Origin of the sequence: Intestinimonas sp. HCP28S3_D6, assembly GCF_052065695.1 — a bacterium.
In the GTDB taxonomy this organism is placed as follows: Bacteria; Bacillota; Clostridia; order Oscillospirales; family Oscillospiraceae; genus Intestinimonas.
The window spans coordinates 15,641-32,482 of the sequence record NZ_JBQHTM010000017.1; the positions used below are offsets into that span (position 1 = coordinate 15,641).

Below are 16,842 nucleotides of genomic sequence, written 5' to 3' on the forward strand. Positions count from 1 at the left end.
CGTTGTTTACCCAAATTTCTCCTTCAGTATACCCCGGACGGCCTCATCTGTCCAGTCCAGAGGTCCTTCCAGCCGGACGGCGGTGTTCCCCTCCCGGAGGACCAGGACGGAATAGTCGTCGGGCGGATCAGGCAGGAAGATCCAGCTCTCGTCAAAGCCCAGCTCCACCGGAGTGAAGGGTTCGTCCTCCATGAGGGCCCGGGCGGTCCGGACGGCTAGACCCTCCCAGAGGCAGTGGTAACGTCTGGTGTACAGGAAGAGGGACCAGGTGGAGTCACAATCCACCAGTTCCAGGTACTCCCACCGGTTTACCAGAGGAGTACCGGTGTGGACGCTGTCCATGGCGTAGCGGGCGTAGTCGAGCCCCACCTCCTCGCCCCGGACGGTGCCCTCCCAGCCCCAGCCCGCCTGATTCAGGAAATTCCGGTAATCCTGGTCCTTCTTGCCGCCGGAGATGTCCACGCAGTATCTGAGATCGGTGCGCTCCGTCCGACGGAGGCGGAACAGATAGCCCCATAGGGTGGTTTTGCTGGTATACTGCCAGCCCTGGGCGGACTTCTGGTTGAGCCACCCCTCCGCCGCCTTGTAGTCCATGGTGAGAAAGGGAAACAGGGTCCAGGTTTCTTCAGTCATGATAACACCTCCTGTCTAAGAAGCCAGCTCCAGGGCGTCCCGGAGCCTTTCCAGCCGGTCGGGGGTGGTGAGGTCCAGATTACCGTAGAGCTGGACCACGGTGTTCCCCTGCCGCAGCAGCAGGGAGTGGAAGCCGCTGTCATCGGTATAGGTCCAGACCTGGTCGAAGCCCAGGGCGGCGGGGGTATAGGGCATGGACCGCTCATAGGAGGCCAGGGTGTCCGCCACGATCTGGTCGGCCACCCAGCCAAAGCGGCAGTCCCAGCGATTCTGGGTCAGGGAGATGCCGTCTGTGGTCTCCTCAAGTTCCAATGCTGAAGCCAGAATGGAGCTCTGTCGCCGGAACCAGGGAAGAGGATTGTCAGGCAAGTCCAGGTCCTCCAGACGCAGGAGTGGGAGGGTGGCCACAGCTTGCGGGTCCTGTGCCGGCGTGGGTTGTTCAGCGGTTATCACCCGGGTCAGGGGGATGAGAATCAGGCAAAAGAGCCAGCAGAGGTAGAAGAGCGTACCGCAGAAGGACTTGAGCCGTGCCAGCCGGAGATTGGGGGTAGGGGGTGAGGAGCGCAGCCAGAAGCGGAGTTCCCATCCTACGGTGACGAAGGCAAAGACGATCATATAAAGCACAATGACCACATTCAGCAGTCCCAAGTTGGAGGTGAGCAGCTCGGTGGGCAGGGTGGTGCGCAGCCCAAGCGTGGACCCAAGCAGGATCAGGAACAGCACCACGATGAGGAAGACGAGGAGGGTGGGGAGCAGTTCTCTGCGGAAAAACGCCTTTTTGAACAAGGCCGGGTCGGTCTGGATGGGGATGGGGTCCCGGTCGGGGAGGGATTTATAGACATCCAGGCCAGACCGTGATGTTCCCACCAGTGCCCACCCGGACTCTTTGACCAGCTGGTCGAAGCCGTCGGGGGCGAAGTTGGGGTCCCGGACCCCGTGGGACAGGTCCACACAGTACTTGATGTCGTCCCGGGTTCTGGGAATGAATTTGGCGGGGAGGATAAAATGAGGCAGATGCGCCAGCTCCCAGCCCTGGTCATAGAGCCGGGTGAGCCAGAGCTGGGCGGCCTCACAGTCAGAGGGGGGAAAGGTGAAGAAGGCGTACTTGACCTTTTTCATGATCACACCTCCTGATCGACGCGCTCCAGGACGGCGGACAATATGTCGGGATCGGTGAAGTCAACGGGCCCTTCCACCGAGACCACCACGTTGCCCAGACGGAAGAGGAGGGACTGCCAGTCTCCGCCGTCGTAGAGCCAGCAGTGGGTTAGGCCCAGCTCCGTGGTGGGGGAGAGGGTGATGGGGTCGTGGAAGTGCATGGCCTTGTCGTTCTGCTCCTCCTTCACCAGGGAGTCAGCCACGGCTTCGGCCAGCCACTCCCAGCGGCAGGCGTAGTAGACCGAGCGAACCATCCCGTCTCTCATGTAGGTGAGGGATTCCCCATGGCGGAGGGGGTCGGTACCCTCCCACAGGAGGTAGCCGCTATCGGAGCGGAGAAAGCCCAGGTCCTCCGCCCGCACCAGGGGGTATTCATCCCCCGGGTAGGTGACGGCGTTGATGCGGTCATTTCCCAGGTCGGGCAGGATGGAGAGGACCAGGGCCAGCACCAGCAGGGGCAGCCACAGCCCTTCCGCCAGTCCCCGGAGCCTTGCCGCCCATGGCCGTGGGACGGGCAGGTCCTCCCCGGCCTCCGCCGCCCTCCGGCACAGGCGGCGGAACCGCCCCAGGAAGGCGAAGTAACCCAGCTCCCAGACCAAAGCGGCGGCCAGGAGAAACAGAAGGACCATGGAGCCGGTGGAGAGAAAGATCTCCCACCAGTGGAACACCTCTCTGGGGAAGAGCTGCCGCAGCAGGAGCTGGATGGCCAGGAGAAGGGGGAAGCCGAGGGCATTTCCCCGGGCCTCCCGGAGGGCCGCCTTCCAGTGCTCCTCATAGTCCAGGGCGGAGTCGGTCTGGAGAGGGAGGGGGTCGGCTCCGGCCTTCGAGGCAAAGATACGGAAGGTGGCGGTCTGGTCCACCAGCTCCCACCCGGCGTCCTCGCACAGGTCCAGGTAGTCCTGGTCGGACTCTCCCAGCTCATCGGGGTCCCGCTTGGGCGGGCGCAGCTCTACGCAGTAGCGCAGGTCGGTCCGCTCCGTCCGCCGGAAGAAGGCCAGTCCGCCGAAGAGCCACTGGAGGGCCCAGCCCGCCGCCGCCCGGCGGTTCAGGACGGCTTCCAGGGCCTTGGCGTCTGGGGCCAAGTAGTTGAGATAGACAAAGGGCAGCATGGGGTCACACCTCCTGGTCGGACGATAAAAGGGAGAGAAGCCGGTCGATCTGGGACCGAGGGATGGGGCCGGAGCGGGTTTCCACCATCACCACGGTCTTTCCGGAGCGGAGCAGGAGCAGCGATTCGGTTTTGCCGCCGCCCAGACTGGCCTCCTGGAGCCAGACGTCGGTGTATCCATCCAGAGGCGGATACCAGGGCTCCCACAGCAGCGCCTGTACCAGCCGGGAAAGCCATTCCCAGCGGGCGGTGTAGCAGTCCACATCGTGCTGCTCTCCGCTGGGGTCCTCCCACCAGCTCTGATGGCGCAGGCCGAAGGAGCCGATGGAGGAGGTATCGGTGTCGGCGTAGGAGACAGAGCGGGAAAAGGAGCGGTCTACCCGGACGGCGCCGGGGAGAACGGTCTCCTTCACCAGTACGGGAGGGGGCATTAGAACATCGGACAAAGGGGAGAAGATGGGGGACAGAACGGTAACTGAAAGGAGAATGAGACCGTAGATGGCTACGGTTCCTCTGCGACTGAGCAATTTCCGCCCCTCTTTATCTTTGCGATCCCTGTTGAGGTACAGGCCAATACAGCCACCCACCAGCAAGCCCAGGGCGGTGCTCAGACGCATACGCTGTCCGGTATCCATCAGGAAACAGATGACGACGGCCACGCCCCACAGGCGGCAGAGAAGGCACAGCCAGGCCGCCACCCCAGCGCTTGTCCGGCCAGGAACGGGCAGAGGGCCACCAGACGTCCGGTCCCACTGCTGCAGCCGCAGCAGGAGACGACTCGCCCAGAACAGCCAGCATGCCAGAATGGCGGGGAGAAAGAGAAGCAGGAAAAGACCGGTCTGGGTGAGCAGAAGGTCGAGAAGGCCTTTCCGCCAGGCGCCGCCCGACACCAGCAGCACCAAAGCGGCCAGGAACAGGAGCAGTCCCAGCAGGACGCCCCAGCCTTTGAAGGTGGCTCTCAGTACCTCCTGCCGGAAACGGCGGGCCTCCTCCACGCCGTCGGTCTGGATAGGTGGTGTGCCGACAGACGCTTTGTAGAGGTTGAAGGCCCCCACCTTCTGGACCAGTGTCCACCCGGCATCGGTGCAGAGGGTCAGATAGTCGGGCCGCTCACTGTATCCGGGACGGCTCCAGTCCACGCACCAGGCCGACCGTGTGTCAAAGGGGACGAACCGGGCAAAGGTACCCAGATAGACCCGGTCCAGGGTCCAGCCCTCCGCCGCCCGGCGGTTCAGAAGGGCCTCGGCGGCCTTGATGTCCATGACGGGATAGGTGAACAGGGACCAGCTATCCGTTTTCATGGTCGTCCTCCTCTCTCAGCACCCGCTCTCCGTCGGCCACCTGCCGGCGGAGCCGGTCGAACTCCTCCTCCAGCACCCTTCGCCCCTCGTCGGTGAGGCGGTAGCGTTTCCGGTTCTCCTCCTCGGTGGCCAGTTGGATAAGCCCCTCCTTTTCAAACCGGGCCAGCAGAGCGTATAGCGTCCCCGCCCCGATGGCCACTCGCCCGCCGGTGAGCTCTGATACATACTGCATGATGCCGTAGCCGTGGCGCTCCTTAGTCAGGGAGAGGAGGACATAGTACATCTGCTCCGTCAGGGTATCCAGCTTTTTCCGGGCCATGTCCTCATCTCCCCACTATATCGAATATCGTTATAATCATGGTATAACGATATTCGATATAAGTCAATAGAGAAACGAAAAAAACCCGAGCCCTTTTAAAAGGGCCCGGGCGGCGTAGCGGGAATCAAGAGTCGTAGGTCTTGAGGGCGGAGAGAATGTGCAGCCCGTCCTCTCCGGGTGAGAGGGTCAGGTCCAGGGTCATGCCGTAGGGCTTTGCCTGGAGCAGCGCCCGGTAGGTCCCATCCTCCAGCAGCTCCAGGCTGCTGAGGGTGTAGACGTCCTCAGAGGTGGTGAAGGCACCGCACTCCGGGTAGTAGCCCCCGTTTTTCAGCGGGAATTGTGCCGTCCCCTGGGCGGGAAGTTCTCCCTCATAGCCGAAGAAACGGGCCAGGTAGTCGGCCACCGTCTGGGGTTCCATGATGTCGCCGCCGCTGCATCCGGAGCGGTAGCACCACAGCAGTACGTCGTCCCAGTCAGAGAGGAAGGCGCCGTCCTGGTAGTCGGGGAGGAAGCGGAGGACGTACTGCCGGGCGAAATAGGAGAAATCATCCCTGAGCTGCGCTGTGAGCTCCACCGGGCCGGGGGCTTGCTCCAGCAGGGCGGACAGCTCGTCGGAGACCTCCAGGGCACCGTCGGCGGCGGTGGTCACCTTGATGCCGCTGGGGGTGGTGTAGCTGATCCGGTGGTTGGAGAGAGCGGTAGAGACAGTGTCCTCCGGGACAGGGTCCGGTGTGACGCGGCCGGACCACAGCCCCAGGCCCGTGCCCAGACAGAAGGCGGCGCAGAGGGAGAGGGCCAGGGCGGGGCGCAGAAGGGACCGTCGAGGCCGCTGCCGGGGCACCGCCGACACGCCGCACAGGGTGTTGGGGTCGGTGCCCAAGGCGGCGGCGATGGAGAGGAGCATATCCAGGTCGGGAGCGGTCTGGTCCCGCTCCCAGTTGGAGACGGCCTGGCGGGTGACGGAGAGGGCCTGGGCCAGCCCCTGCTGGGAAAGACCGGCGTCCCGGCGCAGCTGGGCCAGACGGACGCCGAAGGATTCAGTTTGATTCATCATGGGAGCACCTCCTTGGTGCCAGTATAGCGCCTTCCGACACATTTTGAAAAGCAATTCCTGCAAAAACAGGGGGCAACGATCCGTTGCGGGGCAAAAAAAGGGCCGGACCGGGTCATAGGACCCGGCCCGGCCGTGAAAAATCGCGTTGTGCGTCTGCATGCTGCACTGCTCTGGTGGCTGTGCACCGACGTTTCAGTGCCGTCCAAAATGAAAGCCCAAAGTTCTTTTTGGTTCTTTTTCTTTCAAGAAAAAGAACAAGAAAAATCATTCAAGGACAGCGCCATGGGCGGCGGAGGTGACCAGCTTGGCGTAGCGGCGGAGGTAGCCGGTCTGGACCCGGGGCTCAGGGCAGACCCACTTAGCTTTCCGCTCAGCCAAGGTGGCCTCGTCCACCAGCACGTCGATCTTGCAGTTGGGGATGTCGATGGCGATGGTGTCGCCCTCCTCCACGAAGGCGATGGGTCCGCCCAGGGCGGCCTCGGGGGAGACGTGGCCGATGGAGGCGCCGCGGGTGGCGCCGGAGAAGCGGCCGTCGGTGATGAGGGCCACCGACTTGTCCAGACCCATGCCGGCGATGGCGGAGGTGGGGTTGAGCATCTCACGCATGCCGGGTCCGCCCTTGGGGCCCTCGTAACGGATGACCACCACGTCGCCGGCCTGGATCTTCCCCTCATAGATGGCCTGGATGGCGTCGTCCTCGGAGTCAAAGACCCGGGCGGGGCCGGTGTGGACCATCATCTCCTCGGCCACGGCGGACTGCTTGACCACGCAGCCCTCGGGGGCCAGGGAGCCCTTGAGGACGGCAATGCCGCCATAGGGGGAGTAGGGATTCTCGATGGGCCGGATGATCTCGGGGTCGGTGTTCTCCACCCCCTCCAGGTTCTCGGCCACCGTCTTGCCGGTGACGGTGATGCCGGAGGTGTCCAGCAGGCCCTTCTTGGTGAGCTCCTTCATGACGGCGTAGACGCCGCCGGCCCGATCCAGATCCTCGATGTAGGTGTTGCCGGCGGGGGCCAGGTGGCAGAGGTTGGGGGTCTTGCGGCTGATCTCGTTGGCCATGTCGAAGGAGAGCTCGATGCCACACTCGTGGGCGATGGCGGGCAGGTGAAGCATGGAGTTGGTGGAGCAGCCCAGGGCCATGTCCAGGGTCTCGGCGTTGTGGAAAGCGGCCTCGGTCATGATATCCCGGGGCTTGATGTCACGCTTCACCAGCTCCATAATCTGCATGCCGGTGTGCTTGGCCAGCCGCAGCCGGGCGGACATGACGGCGGGGATGGTGCCGTTGCCCCGGAGGGCCATGCCGATGCCCTCGGTGAGGCAGTTCATGGAGTTGGCGGTGTACATGCCGGAGCAGGAGCCGCAGGTGGGACAGGCGTTGTTCTCATAATCCTCCACGCCGGCCTCGTCCAGCTTGCCGGCCTTGTAGGCGCCCACCGCCTCGAACATGTGGGAGAGACAGGAGCGGCGGCCGTCGTTCAGGCGGCCGGCCAGCATGGGCCCGCCGGAGCAGAAGATGGTGGGGATGTTCAGCCGGGCGGCGGCCATGAGAAGGCCGGGCACGTTCTTGTCACAGTTGGGGATCATCACCAGGCCGTCAAACTGGTGGGCCAGGGCCATGGCCTCGGTGGAGTCGGCGATGAGCTCACGGGTCACCAGGGAGTACTTCATGCCGATGTGGCCCATGGCGATGCCGTCGCACACGGCGATGGCGGGGAACTCAATGGGAGTGCCGCCGGCCATGCGGATGCCGGCCTTCACCGCCTCGGCAATCTTGTCCAGATTCATGTGGCCGGGGACGATCTCGTTCTGGGAGCAGACCACGCCGATGAGGGGCCGCTCCAGCTCCTCCTTGGTGTAGCCCAGAGCGTAAAAGAGGGAGCGGTTGGGGGCACGTTCCACCCCTTTGGTCACGTTATCACTGCGCATGAAACATTCCTCCTCAGCGTTGTATTATCACACTTGCATTATCTGACAATATATTATAAGATAGAGGTGCGAATGTCAAGGAAAAAAGGAGGCGGGGGCATGGAGAAAAAGAGCCTGGCCCAGCAGACGGCGGAGGGGCTGTATGCCCGGATCGTGGCAGAGGGCCGGCCCGGGCCGGGGGAGAAGCTACCCAACGAGCTGGAGCTCTCCCAGGAGCTGGGGGTGAGCCGGACCACCCTGCGGGAGGCCATCCGGTCCCTGGTGACCCAGGGGGTGCTGGAGGTCCGCCGGGGGAAGGGCACCTTCGTGTCGGAGCAGGTGGGGGAGATCGAGGACTTCGGCTTCGGCGGACTGGAGCGGGTGAAGGGACAGCTCCGGGATCTCTTCGAGCTGCGGAGCATCTTCGAGCCCCAGGCGGCCAGGCTGGCCTGCCTCCGGGCCACCGAAGAGGAACTCTCCGATATCCTGGAGAAGGGGGCGGCGGTGGAGGACTGCATCCGGGCGGGGCAGGACCGGGTGGAGGCCGACGGGGCCTTCCACGCCGCTATCGTCCGGGCCACTCACAACGAGTTTATGGTGCGGCTACTGCCCCTCATCCACCGGGCGGTCTACACGGCGGTGGGGACGGGGGAGCACGGAGAGCGGCTGGCCGCGGACACCCTCCGGGACCACGCCCTGCTGCTGGAGTTCTTCCAACGGCGGGACGGGGCGGGCGCCGGGCACGCCATGGCCATCCACATGCGCCACGCCATGGACGAGATGGGGCTGGAGCAGCCGGAGGACGGTTGACAAAACGTGGGGGAGCTGGCATGATAAAGGGAAAGCATCCGACGTGAGATAGGAGGGACGCCTATGATCCTACCGTGGAACCGCAGTGAGCTGGCCATCGTGTTCAACATGGAGCAGTGCAATGCCATCACCGACGCCCTGGAGCAGGCGGGGATCGACTGCCACGTCAAGGCGAGGGACCGGACCTCGCCAGGCCTGAGCATGGGGAGCCGGGAGCGGAGCGACACTCTGTTCCAGGAGCACCGTTGGATGTACACCATCTATGTCCTGCGCCGGGACCTCCCGGCCGCTCAGGCGGCCACGGGGCTCAGCCCCATCCGGTGACGGAGCGGGGGGGGGGGGGGGCGCGGACCCGCGCTTTTTTAAAGCGCCGCAAAGCATTGGGCCCCAGGGACTCTACCGCTGGTCGGTTGACGGGAGGCCGCCCTCCGGCTAGGAAGGAGCGGCTGCCCGCCTATTATGACCAGAACAGGATCAGCGCGTACAGCGACGGACCCTTCCGTATAAATCTGCCGGGAGTGCGTGTCAACAACAGCAACTGGCCCCATATCCTCAGCGCCATGCGGGGATGGCTGCTGGGCGTCATGGCGGTCTTTCCCTCCCTATGGTGGGCTGTCCACCGAATTTGGGGTGTGCCTCCGGAGGACGTAGAGCTGACCCTGCCCCTGATCTCCGTCCTGGGTGTACTGGTCGCCGCCATGGTGGCCGGGAAGCGGTAAGAGTAGCGGCGGGCCAAAAAATCAGAGGACAGGGGAGCAAACTATGCCGGCAAACACAAAAACCATGATTGCTGAGACCTTTTTCAATATGGCCAGAGGGAAGAGCATCGATAAGATCACGGTGACCGATCTGGTGGAGCGCTGCAAGATCTCCCGACAGACCTTTTACTACCACTTTAAGGACATCATGGACGTGCTGGAGTGGGGCATGGGGGAAACGGCGGAACGAACCCTGGCACGGGGCCTGGAGGCGTCTTCGGATCGGGAGGCCATGGGGATTTTCGTATCCATGATGGTGGAAAACCGAGGGTTTCTCCGTCGGCTGCTCAACTCCCAGCACCGGGAGCAAATTGAGCGGATCATCGTGGAGGGCCTTCGGACCTATCTGCAAAAGGCCTACCAGCTGCGGTCGCCCCGGCATACCATCGACCACACCGACCTGGGGCTGCTGCTGGATTTCTGCGCCTACGGCCTGGCCGGGATCCTGTTCCAGGTGGGCCAGCAGGAGCAGGTGGACGAAAAGCTGCTCACAGATCAGCTCTACCGCATGCTGACCGGCAGGTTCTTTACCCCCTTTCCAGAAAGGCTTTAGGAAACAAAGCAACCGGACTGTCCCTTTTTTGGACAGTCCGGTCTTTTTGTCTGTACAAAAGTCGAAAAGTGTCAGTGGCGTAGCGGGGAGAGACCTGTTATAACCTGAAAGTGGAGTTTTGTAAAAATAAGCCGCAGAACGGAAGGAACATGATATGAATGAAGTAAAGACCCCGAAAAAACCGCTGATCTACTACTATGTCATCATGCTGCTGATCCTGCTGCTCTTCAACTTCCTGGCCATGCCCTGGATCGCCCAGCGGCAGATCCAGGAGGTGGACTACGGCACCTTCATGCAGATGGCAAAGGACAAGGAGATCGGCCGGGTGGAAGTCCAGGAGACAGAGAACCTAATCGTATTTACGGACAAGGATAAGACCACCGTCTACAAAACCGGCATGATGCCCGACCCCGACCTCACACAGCGCCTCTTTGACTCCGGCGCCAAATTCTCCGGCGAGATCATCCAGCAGACCGACCCGCTGCTGAGCATCCTGCTCAACTGGATTCTGCCCATCGTGATCTTTGTGGCTCTGGGGCAGTACCTCTCCAAGCGGATGATGAACAAAATGGGCGGCCCCAACTCCATGATGTTCGGCATGGGAAAGTCCAACGCCAAGGTCTACGTCAAGTCCTCTGAGGGCATCAAGTTCTCCGACGTAGCCGGTGAGGACGAGGCCAAAGAGAACCTCCAGGAGGTGGTGGACTACCTCCACGACCCCGGAAAGTACAAGGAGATCGGCGCCTCCATGCCCAAGGGCATCCTGCTGGTGGGCCCTCCGGGCACCGGCAAGACCATGCTGGCCAAGGCCGTGGCCGGCGAGTCCAACGTCCCCTTCTTCTCCATGTCCGGCTCGGAATTTGTGGAGATGTTCGTGGGCATGGGCGCCTCCAAGGTCCGGGACCTCTTCAAGCAGGCCAAGGAGAAGGCCCCCTGTATCGTCTTCATCGACGAAATCGATGCCATTGGCCAGAAGCGCAACTCCGGCGCCTACGGCGGCAACGACGAGCGGGAGCAGACCCTCAACCAGCTCCTCACCGAGATGGACGGCTTTGAGGGCAACAACGGCGTCATCATCCTGGCCGCCACCAACCGGCCGGAGTCCCTGGACCCCGCCCTCACCCGGCCCGGCCGGTTTGACCGGCGGGTGCCGGTGGAGCTCCCCGACCTGAAGGGCCGGGAGGATATCCTGAAGGTCCACGCCAAGAAGATCAAGGTGGCCGAGGACGTGGACTGGGAGAAGGTGGCCCGGATGGCCTCCGGCGCCTCCGGCGCGGAGCTGGCCAACATCGTCAATGAGGCTGCCCTGCGGGCCGTCCGGGATGGGCGGCGCTTTGCCACCCAGGCCGACCTGGAGGAGAGCATTGAGGTGGTCATCGCCGGATACCAGAAGAAGAACGCCATCCTCACGGACAAGGAGAAGCGGATCGTGGCCTGCCACGAGATCGGACACGCCCTGGTGGCCGCCCGGCAGACCAATTCGGCGCCGGTGCAGAAGATCACCATCATTCCCCGCACCTCCGGCGCTCTGGGCTACACCATGCAGGTAGAGGAGGGCAACCACTACCTCATGAGCCGGGAGGAACTGGAGAACAAGATCGCCACCTTTACCGGCGGCCGGGCGGCGGAGGAAGTGGTATTCGGTTCGGTGACCACGGGAGCCTCCAACGACATCGAACAGGCCACCAAGCTGGCCCGGGCCATGATTACCCGCTACGGCATGAGCCCCGACTTCGATATGGTGGCCCTGGAGACAGTACAGAACCAGTACCTGGGCGGGGACGCCTCTCTGGCCTGCTCGGCTGAGACCCAGACCGAGGTGGATCGGCAGGTGGTGGAGCTGGTCAAGCGCCAGCACCGGAAGGCTGTGGAGATCCTGGAGAAGGACCGTAAGAAGCTGGACGAGCTGTCTGACTACCTCTACCAGAAGGAGACCATCACCGGCGAGGAGTTCATGGCCATCCTGAACAAGGACGGGGAGAACGAAAATTAAAAAGCAGGCGCTGTGTGCGAAGGCACACAGCGCCTGTTTTTCATTTTATCAAATCCCCACCAGGGACTGGTAGAGCCGCAGGAAGGAACAGCAGGCCTCCTGAAGGGTGTAAGTGGCCAAGGGGGAGAAGCCGGTGCCGGTGCTCCCCATGACGGTCCGGCCGTCTGGGGTGGAGAGGGTGGTGACGAAGGACACGCTGTCGGCGGCCCAGGGGGCGATGTCAGCCTGATCGGAGAAGGTCCTGGATGTGCCGGTCCCTTCCATACCCAGATACCGGGCGGTGCGCGCCAGCATGGCGGCGGCCTCCTGGCGGGTGATGTTGCCCTCCGGATCGAAGGTGCCGTCCCCTCGGCCGCTCACCAGCTCCAACCGATTGGCGGCGATGACCCAAAGGGAATCGGTATCGGTAAAGGGGCTGGTCTTGTCGCCCTGGAGGATGTCGGAGCTGTCCAGACCAGTGTGCTTGCTGATGACCTGGATGATAAAGCCGCAGAAGGTCTTTCTGGAGACAGGCTGGTCGTAGTCCCGGCCGGTCTGGAGGGGGAAAAGCTTGTAGCAGTGGGTATCCCACACCTCATCAAAGGCCCAGTCGGAGATGGAGCCGTCGTTCCAGGGGAAGAAGTCGGAGGGCTCTTGCAGGACTTCCCCCGGCCGGCCGCCCCAGTTGAGGTCGGGGTGTTCCTGGAGCAGCTGCACTGCGGTGCCCCAGGAGGTATCGCCGGCGGGCCAGATCCCAGCGCCATTGGAGCCGGAGAAGGGACTCTGCTCTCCGGTGGGCATCTGGGGCTTGGACCCAAGGAAACGGACCGTGTGCAGTGCAAAGCAGGAGCCGAAGGCATCTTCTCCTATGACTGTGACGCCGGCGGGAATGGTGATCTCCCGCAGGGCGTAGCAGTTGTGGAAGGCCAGCATCCCAATCTCGGTGAGAGAGTCGGGCAGCTGGATGTGGGTGAGAGACCAGCAGCTGGCGAAGGTGCTATAGGGAAGAACGGTGAGCCTGCCCGGCAGACGTACCTCGCGGAGGGAGGTGCACAGGTCAAAGCAGCCGTATCCCATCTGGGTGACGCTGTCAGGGAGGGTGACGCTGACCAGGTTTTCGCAGAATTGAAAGGCCCACTCCTCGATGGAGGTCACCCCCTCGGGAACGGTGACGCTGCGCAGGTTATCGTTTTCCACAAAGGCCTTGGCTGCGATGGCGGTGACCCCGGCGGGGACCACCACGTCGGCGGCGGAGCCGGTATAGCGCAGAAGGGTGCCGTTGGCACTGATCTGGAAGCCGCTGTCGTCCGTCTGAGGCGGCTCGGCGTAAAGCTGCTCCTCAAAGGCCTCCAGGGAGCGGATGGAGTCGGTGACCACGGGGGGCGCGCCGTTGCCCCAGAAGCGGATGGCGATGGGGTATTCGCCGTAGACATCGATGCCGAAATTCATGACGCCCAGGTCGGAGCCGTCCACGTACTCATCCATGCCGTAGACGGTGATCCCGGCCTGCTCGGCGTAGTCCTTGAACTGGGGGATCCAGTTCTGGCTGTACCCACAGTGACGGGAGTAGTAGAGGATGAGGATGGGCTCAGTCTGCCCCCGCTTAATGAGGGCATTGACGTCGGAGGCGCCGTGGGTCTCGATCCAGTAGGTACCGCTCTCCACCAGGGAGGCACCAGCGGGGACACACAGAGCGGTGAGCAGTGCCAGTACCAGGAGAAGGGTGGTCAGTCTTCGTTTCATCTTCCATTCCTCCAAAAAAGTGGGGACATGATGCGCTCATGTCCCCACTTGATACCGTCTGATGGTAATATGAAATTTGGTTGGTTAGTTGGAAGCGGAGTCCAGATCCTTGTCGCCGCCCCAGATCATGTTCTTGCGGAGCTCCTCGCCCACGATCTCCATCTGGTGCTTCTTGAGGTTGTCACGCTTGGAATTGAAGAAGCAGCGGCCGTTCTTGTTTTCGGCGATCCACTTGCCGGCGAAGGTGCCATCCTGGATGTCGGAGAGGACGGCGCGCATCCGGGCCTTGGTCTCCTCGTGGGGGATGACACGGGGGCCGGAGACGTACTCGCCGTACTCGGCGGTGTCGGAGATGGAGTAGTTCATGGCAGCCACGCCGCCCTTGTTGATGAGGTCGATGATGAGCTTCATCTCGTGGATGCACTCGAAGTAGGCGTTCTCGGGCTCATAACCGGCCTCCACCAGCACCTCGAAGCCGCAGCGCATCAGGTCCACCACGCCGCCGCACAGAACGGTCTGCTCACCGAAGAGGTCGGTCTCGGTCTCGTCGTGGAAGGTGGTCTCCATGACGCCGGCGCGGGCGCCGCCGATGCCGGCGATGTAGGCCAGGGCGATCTTATAGGCGTTGCCGGTGGCATCCTGTTCCACGGCCACCAGGCAGGGCACACCCTTGCCGGCCAGGTACTGGGAACGGACGGTGTGGCCGGGGCCCTTGGGGGCGGCCATGAAGACGTCCACGCCGGCGGGAGGGATGATCTGCTTGTAGCGGATGTTGAAGCCGTGGGCGAAGGCCAGGGCGTTGCCCTCCTCCAGGTAGGGGGCGATGTCCTTCTTATAGACGTCGGCCTGGCCCTCGTCGTTGATGAGGATCATGACGATGTCGGCCCACTTGGCGGCCTCAGGGATGGTCTTCACGGTGAGGCCGGCCTTCTCGGCGACGGCCCAGTTCTTGGAGCCCTGACGGAGACCGACGCAGACGTCGCAGCCGGAGTCCTTCAGGTTGAGGGCGTGGGCGTGGCCCTGGGAGCCGTAGCCGATGATGGCGATCTTCTTCCCGTTGAGGTAGCTGAGCTCGCAGTCCTTCTCGTAGTACATCTTTGCCATGACAATACACTCCTTTTTTCGTGGTGACGGTTCTAAGTGATGAATAGAATACCACAGCAATGTGGAAAAGAATGATAACTATGATACAATCTTTGCAAAAAAACGCGCTTACAAAACGTTCTTGCCGTAGTTGAATTCGCCGGACTCCTTGGTGTCCTCGTAGATGGTGCGGATGCCCCGCTCAATGGCGATGATACCGGTGCGGACCACCTCCAGGACGCCGAAGTCGGCCAGCAGGTCCATGAGGGCGCAGGCCTTGTTCTCGTCGCCCAGGATGGAGACGGTGAGGGTCTCGCGGCTGATGTCCACCACGCTGGCCCGGAAGACACTGACGATCTGGAGGACCTCGTCCCGCTTGTCCTTGGTGTCGGCCTTCACCTTCACCAGCACCAGCTCACGCTGGACGGCGTCCTCGGTGGAGAGGACCTTGACCGAGATGACGCACAGCAGCTTCCGCAGCTGGGCGGCCAGCTGGGCGATGGTGGCGTCGTCCCCGTTCATGACGATGGTGATGCGGGTGACCTTGGGGTCCTCCGTGGTGCCGGAGGCGATGGACTCGATGTTGTAGCCCTTCCTGGAAAACAGGCGGGAGACCTGGCTCAGCACGCCTGGGGTGTTCTCCACCAGGATGGAGAGGGTATGCTCTTTGCTTTCCATAACGATCACGCTCCTTTCTCCATCCTCACTCCAACAGGAATTCGGTGATGGGCTTGCCGGCGGAGACCATTGGGCGCACGGTCTCATCGGTGTCAATGATGCACTCGATGACGTAGGCGTGGCCCAGGTCCAGGGCCTCCCGGACGGTGTCGGCCAGCTCGGCCCGGGTGGTGACTCTCTTGCCCCGGACGCCGTAGGCCTCGGCCAGCTTCACGAAGTCGGGGGCGAAGTTGAGGTCGGTCTCGGAGAAGCGGCCGCCGTAGAGGAGGTTCTGCCACTGGTGGACCATGCCCAGGGTGTGGTTGTTGAAGATGACAGTGATGATGGGGATGTCGTAGTGGGAGACGGTGGCCAGCTCCTGGCCGTTCATGCGGAAACAGCCGTCGCCGGTCATGTGGAGCACCGTCTTGTCCGGGTTGCCCAGCTTGGCGCCCATAGCGGCGCCCAGGCCGAAGCCCATGGTGCCGAAGCCGCCGGAGGTGATGAGCTGTCCGGGGTAGTCGAAGTGGAAGTGCTGGATGCTCCACATCTGGTGCTGGCCCACGTCGGTGGCCACGATGGAATCCTGGGGGCACAGCTCCCGGAGCGTACGGATGATCTGGTAGGGGGTGAGAGCGGCGCTCTCCTCCGGCGCTGCGGGCCGGTGGGAGAAGACGAACTCCTTCCACGCCGGGTGCTGGTAGGCGGGGATGCGGTCATTGACCATCTGGAGGACCTGCTTGGCGTCTCCGATGATGTGGTGGTAGGTCTTGACGTTCTTGTCGATCTCTGCCCGGTCGATGTCGATATGTACGATCTTGGCCTGCTTGGCGAAGGTGGAGGGCTCGGTGGCCACCCGGTCGGAGAAGCGGCAGCCCACGGCGATGAGCAGGTCGCAGTTGTCGCAGGCGATGTTGGAGCTCCGGGAGCCATGCATACCCAGCATGCCGGTGGTGAGGGGGTGGGCACCGGGGAAGCCGCCGCCGCCCATGACGGTGATGGCCACCGGGGCGTCCAGCTTCTCGGCCAGGGTGCGGAACTCCTCATGGGCCCGGCTGCGGACCACGCCGCCGCCGCAGATGAGCATGGGCTTTTCCGACTGGGCGATGAGCTCCACCAGCTTGTCCACGTCGTCGCTGTTGGGGGCGGGGGGCGTCAGGTCCCAGCCCGCCCGCTTCCGCAGGTCGGCCAGACGGCCGTAGTACTGGTGCTCCTCCTTGGGGAGAGGCTCATAGTCGATCATCACGTCCAGGGCGGTGACATTCTTTAAAAGGTCGATGAGCACCGGGCCGGGCCGTCCCATGGCGGCCACGGCGAAGGCCTCCCGGATGATGTCGGGGATGTCGTTGGGGTTCCGGACCAGGTAGGTGGCCTTGGTGATGGGCATGGCGATGCCGGTGATGTCCACCTCCTGGAAGGCGTCCTTGCCCAAGGTACTCTCCCCCACGTTGCAGGTGAGGAAGACTACAGGAGAGGAGTCCATGTAGGCGGTGGCGATACCGGTGGTCAAATTGGTGGCGCCGGGGCCGGAGGTAGCGAAGCACACCCCCACCTTGCCGGTGGAACGGGCATAGCCGTCGGCGGCGTGGGAGGCGCCCTGCTCATGGGCCGTCAGGATGTGGCGGATCTTGTCCTGATAGCGGTAGAGCTCGTCATATACATTTAATATAGTGCCGCCGGGGTAGCCGAAGACGGTGTCCACGCCCTGCTCCAGCAGGCATTCCATGATGGCTTGAGTGGCTCGGATTTTCACGTTGTCCCTCCTGACGCCGTGCGGAACGAACCGCC

At 63.0% G+C, this 16,842-nt stretch carries 16 protein-coding genes; 5 read left to right on the plus strand and 11 right to left on the minus strand.

What is annotated here, in order from left to right:
* Positions 1-6: 6 nt before the first annotated feature.
* From ACTNBK_RS07450 to ilvD, 7 genes are all read right to left on the minus strand, one after another.
* Positions 7-633, minus strand: a complete 627-nt coding sequence (locus tag ACTNBK_RS07450; RefSeq protein ID WP_441144979.1) for a DUF2812 domain-containing protein — start codon at positions 631-633, stop codon at positions 7-9.
* 15 nt (positions 634-648) lie between these two features.
* On the minus strand, positions 649-1,752 hold the full coding sequence (locus tag ACTNBK_RS07455) for a hypothetical protein (protein WP_441144981.1): 1,104 nt from the start codon (positions 1,750-1,752) through the stop codon (positions 649-651).
* Between the two features lie 2 nt (positions 1,753-1,754).
* A complete protein-coding gene (locus ACTNBK_RS07460) occupies positions 1,755-2,900 on the minus strand; it encodes a DUF2812 domain-containing protein (RefSeq protein ID WP_441144983.1) in 1,146 nt (381 codons plus the stop codon).
* Positions 2,901-2,904: 4 nt separating this feature from the next.
* The gene (locus ACTNBK_RS07465; protein WP_441144984.1) at positions 2,905-4,200 is read right to left on the minus strand and encodes a DUF2812 domain-containing protein; all 1,296 of its coding nucleotides are present in this window, start codon (positions 4,198-4,200) and stop codon (positions 2,905-2,907) included.
* On the minus strand, positions 4,187-4,519 hold the full coding sequence (locus tag ACTNBK_RS07470; RefSeq protein WP_441144986.1) for a PadR family transcriptional regulator: 333 nt from the start codon (positions 4,517-4,519) through the stop codon (positions 4,187-4,189). Before ACTNBK_RS07470 ends, ACTNBK_RS07465 begins: the two co-directional genes overlap by 14 nt.
* 124 nt (positions 4,520-4,643) lie before the next feature.
* Complete coding sequence (locus tag ACTNBK_RS07475) at positions 4,644-5,573, minus strand: helix-turn-helix domain-containing protein (RefSeq protein WP_441144988.1); 930 nt, start codon at positions 5,571-5,573, stop codon at positions 4,644-4,646.
* 264 nt (positions 5,574-5,837) lie between these two features.
* Positions 5,838-7,499: a dihydroxy-acid dehydratase gene (ilvD, locus tag ACTNBK_RS07480; RefSeq protein ID WP_441144990.1), complete on the minus strand. Its 1,662-nt coding sequence runs from the start codon at positions 7,497-7,499 to the stop codon at positions 5,838-5,840.
* Positions 7,500-7,598: 99 nt separating this feature from the next.
* On the opposite strand from ilvD, the gene ACTNBK_RS07485 reads away from it, so the two are divergent.
* The 5 genes from ACTNBK_RS07485 to ftsH all read left to right on the plus strand — a co-directional run bounded on the left by ACTNBK_RS07485 (position 7,599) and on the right by ftsH (position 11,592).
* A complete protein-coding gene (locus tag ACTNBK_RS07485) occupies positions 7,599-8,288 on the plus strand; it encodes a FadR/GntR family transcriptional regulator (RefSeq protein ID WP_441144992.1) in 690 nt (229 codons plus the stop codon).
* Positions 8,289-8,351: 63 nt separating this feature from the next.
* Positions 8,352-8,612 (plus strand): hypothetical protein, encoded by a 261-nt coding sequence (locus ACTNBK_RS07490; RefSeq protein WP_441144993.1) that lies wholly within the window; start codon positions 8,352-8,354, stop codon positions 8,610-8,612.
* 86 nt (positions 8,613-8,698) lie between these two features.
* Positions 8,699-9,007 carry a hypothetical protein gene (locus ACTNBK_RS07495; protein WP_441144995.1) on the plus strand — a complete coding sequence of 103 codons (309 nt, stop codon included), beginning with the start codon at positions 8,699-8,701 and terminating at the stop codon, positions 9,005-9,007.
* A 43-nt stretch (positions 9,008-9,050) separates the two neighbouring features.
* The gene (locus ACTNBK_RS07500) at positions 9,051-9,599 is read left to right on the plus strand and encodes a TetR/AcrR family transcriptional regulator C-terminal domain-containing protein (RefSeq protein ID WP_441144997.1); all 549 of its coding nucleotides are present in this window, start codon (positions 9,051-9,053) and stop codon (positions 9,597-9,599) included.
* 154 nt (positions 9,600-9,753) lie between these two features.
* The gene (gene ftsH / locus ACTNBK_RS07505; RefSeq protein WP_441144999.1) at positions 9,754-11,592 is read left to right on the plus strand and encodes an ATP-dependent zinc metalloprotease FtsH; all 1,839 of its coding nucleotides are present in this window, start codon (positions 9,754-9,756) and stop codon (positions 11,590-11,592) included.
* Positions 11,593-11,640: 48 nt separating this feature from the next.
* Here the strand turns inward: ftsH and ACTNBK_RS07510 are convergent, their stop codons facing one another.
* The 4 genes from ACTNBK_RS07510 to ilvB form a co-directional block, all read right to left on the minus strand.
* Complete coding sequence (locus ACTNBK_RS07510; protein ID WP_441145001.1) at positions 11,641-13,314, minus strand: leucine-rich repeat protein; 1,674 nt, start codon at positions 13,312-13,314, stop codon at positions 11,641-11,643.
* Positions 13,315-13,398: 84 nt separating this feature from the next.
* Entirely contained in the window at positions 13,399-14,418 is a 1,020-nt protein-coding gene (ilvC, locus tag ACTNBK_RS07515; RefSeq protein ID WP_441145003.1) for a ketol-acid reductoisomerase, read from the minus strand.
* A 108-nt stretch (positions 14,419-14,526) separates the two neighbouring features.
* Positions 14,527-15,075 (minus strand): acetolactate synthase small subunit, encoded by a 549-nt coding sequence (gene ilvN, locus ACTNBK_RS07520; RefSeq protein WP_294511754.1) that lies wholly within the window; start codon positions 15,073-15,075, stop codon positions 14,527-14,529.
* Positions 15,076-15,100: 25 nt separating this feature from the next.
* Positions 15,101-16,807 (minus strand): biosynthetic-type acetolactate synthase large subunit, encoded by a 1,707-nt coding sequence (gene ilvB, locus ACTNBK_RS07525; RefSeq protein ID WP_441145004.1) that lies wholly within the window; start codon positions 16,805-16,807, stop codon positions 15,101-15,103.
* Positions 16,808-16,842 lie beyond the last annotated feature (35 nt).

What these genes read in the sequence shown, in the direction of transcription:
- ACTNBK_RS07450 (WP_441144979.1), bottom strand. Translation starts at nt 633, where the DNA reads ATGACTGAAGAAACCTGGACCCTGTTTCCCTTTCTCACCATGGACTAC.
- ACTNBK_RS07455 (WP_441144981.1), bottom strand. Translation starts at nt 1,752, where the DNA reads ATGAAAAAGGTCAAGTACGCCTTCTTCACCTTTCCCCCCTCTGACTGT.
- ACTNBK_RS07460 (WP_441144983.1), bottom strand. Translation starts at nt 2,900, where the DNA reads ATGCTGCCCTTTGTCTATCTCAACTACTTGGCCCCAGACGCCAAGGCC.
- ACTNBK_RS07465 (WP_441144984.1), bottom strand. Translation starts at nt 4,200, where the DNA reads ATGAAAACGGATAGCTGGTCCCTGTTCACCTATCCCGTCATGGACATC.
- ACTNBK_RS07470 (WP_441144986.1), bottom strand. Translation starts at nt 4,519, where the DNA reads ATGGCCCGGAAAAAGCTGGATACCCTGACGGAGCAGATGTACTATGTC.
- ACTNBK_RS07475 (WP_441144988.1), bottom strand. Translation starts at nt 5,573, where the DNA reads ATGATGAATCAAACTGAATCCTTCGGCGTCCGTCTGGCCCAGCTGCGC.
- ilvD (WP_441144990.1), bottom strand. Translation starts at nt 7,499, where the DNA reads ATGCGCAGTGATAACGTGACCAAAGGGGTGGAACGTGCCCCCAACCGC.
- ACTNBK_RS07485 (WP_441144992.1), top strand. Translation starts at nt 7,599, where the DNA reads ATGGAGAAAAAGAGCCTGGCCCAGCAGACGGCGGAGGGGCTGTATGCC.
- ACTNBK_RS07490 (WP_441144993.1), top strand. Translation starts at nt 8,352, where the DNA reads ATGATCCTACCGTGGAACCGCAGTGAGCTGGCCATCGTGTTCAACATG.
- ACTNBK_RS07500 (WP_441144997.1), top strand. Translation starts at nt 9,051, where the DNA reads ATGCCGGCAAACACAAAAACCATGATTGCTGAGACCTTTTTCAATATG.
- ftsH (WP_441144999.1), top strand. Translation starts at nt 9,754, where the DNA reads ATGAATGAAGTAAAGACCCCGAAAAAACCGCTGATCTACTACTATGTC.
- ACTNBK_RS07510 (WP_441145001.1), bottom strand. Translation starts at nt 13,314, where the DNA reads ATGAAACGAAGACTGACCACCCTTCTCCTGGTACTGGCACTGCTCACC.
- ilvC (WP_441145003.1), bottom strand. Translation starts at nt 14,418, where the DNA reads ATGGCAAAGATGTACTACGAGAAGGACTGCGAGCTCAGCTACCTCAAC.
- ilvN (WP_294511754.1), bottom strand. Translation starts at nt 15,075, where the DNA reads ATGGAAAGCAAAGAGCATACCCTCTCCATCCTGGTGGAGAACACCCCA.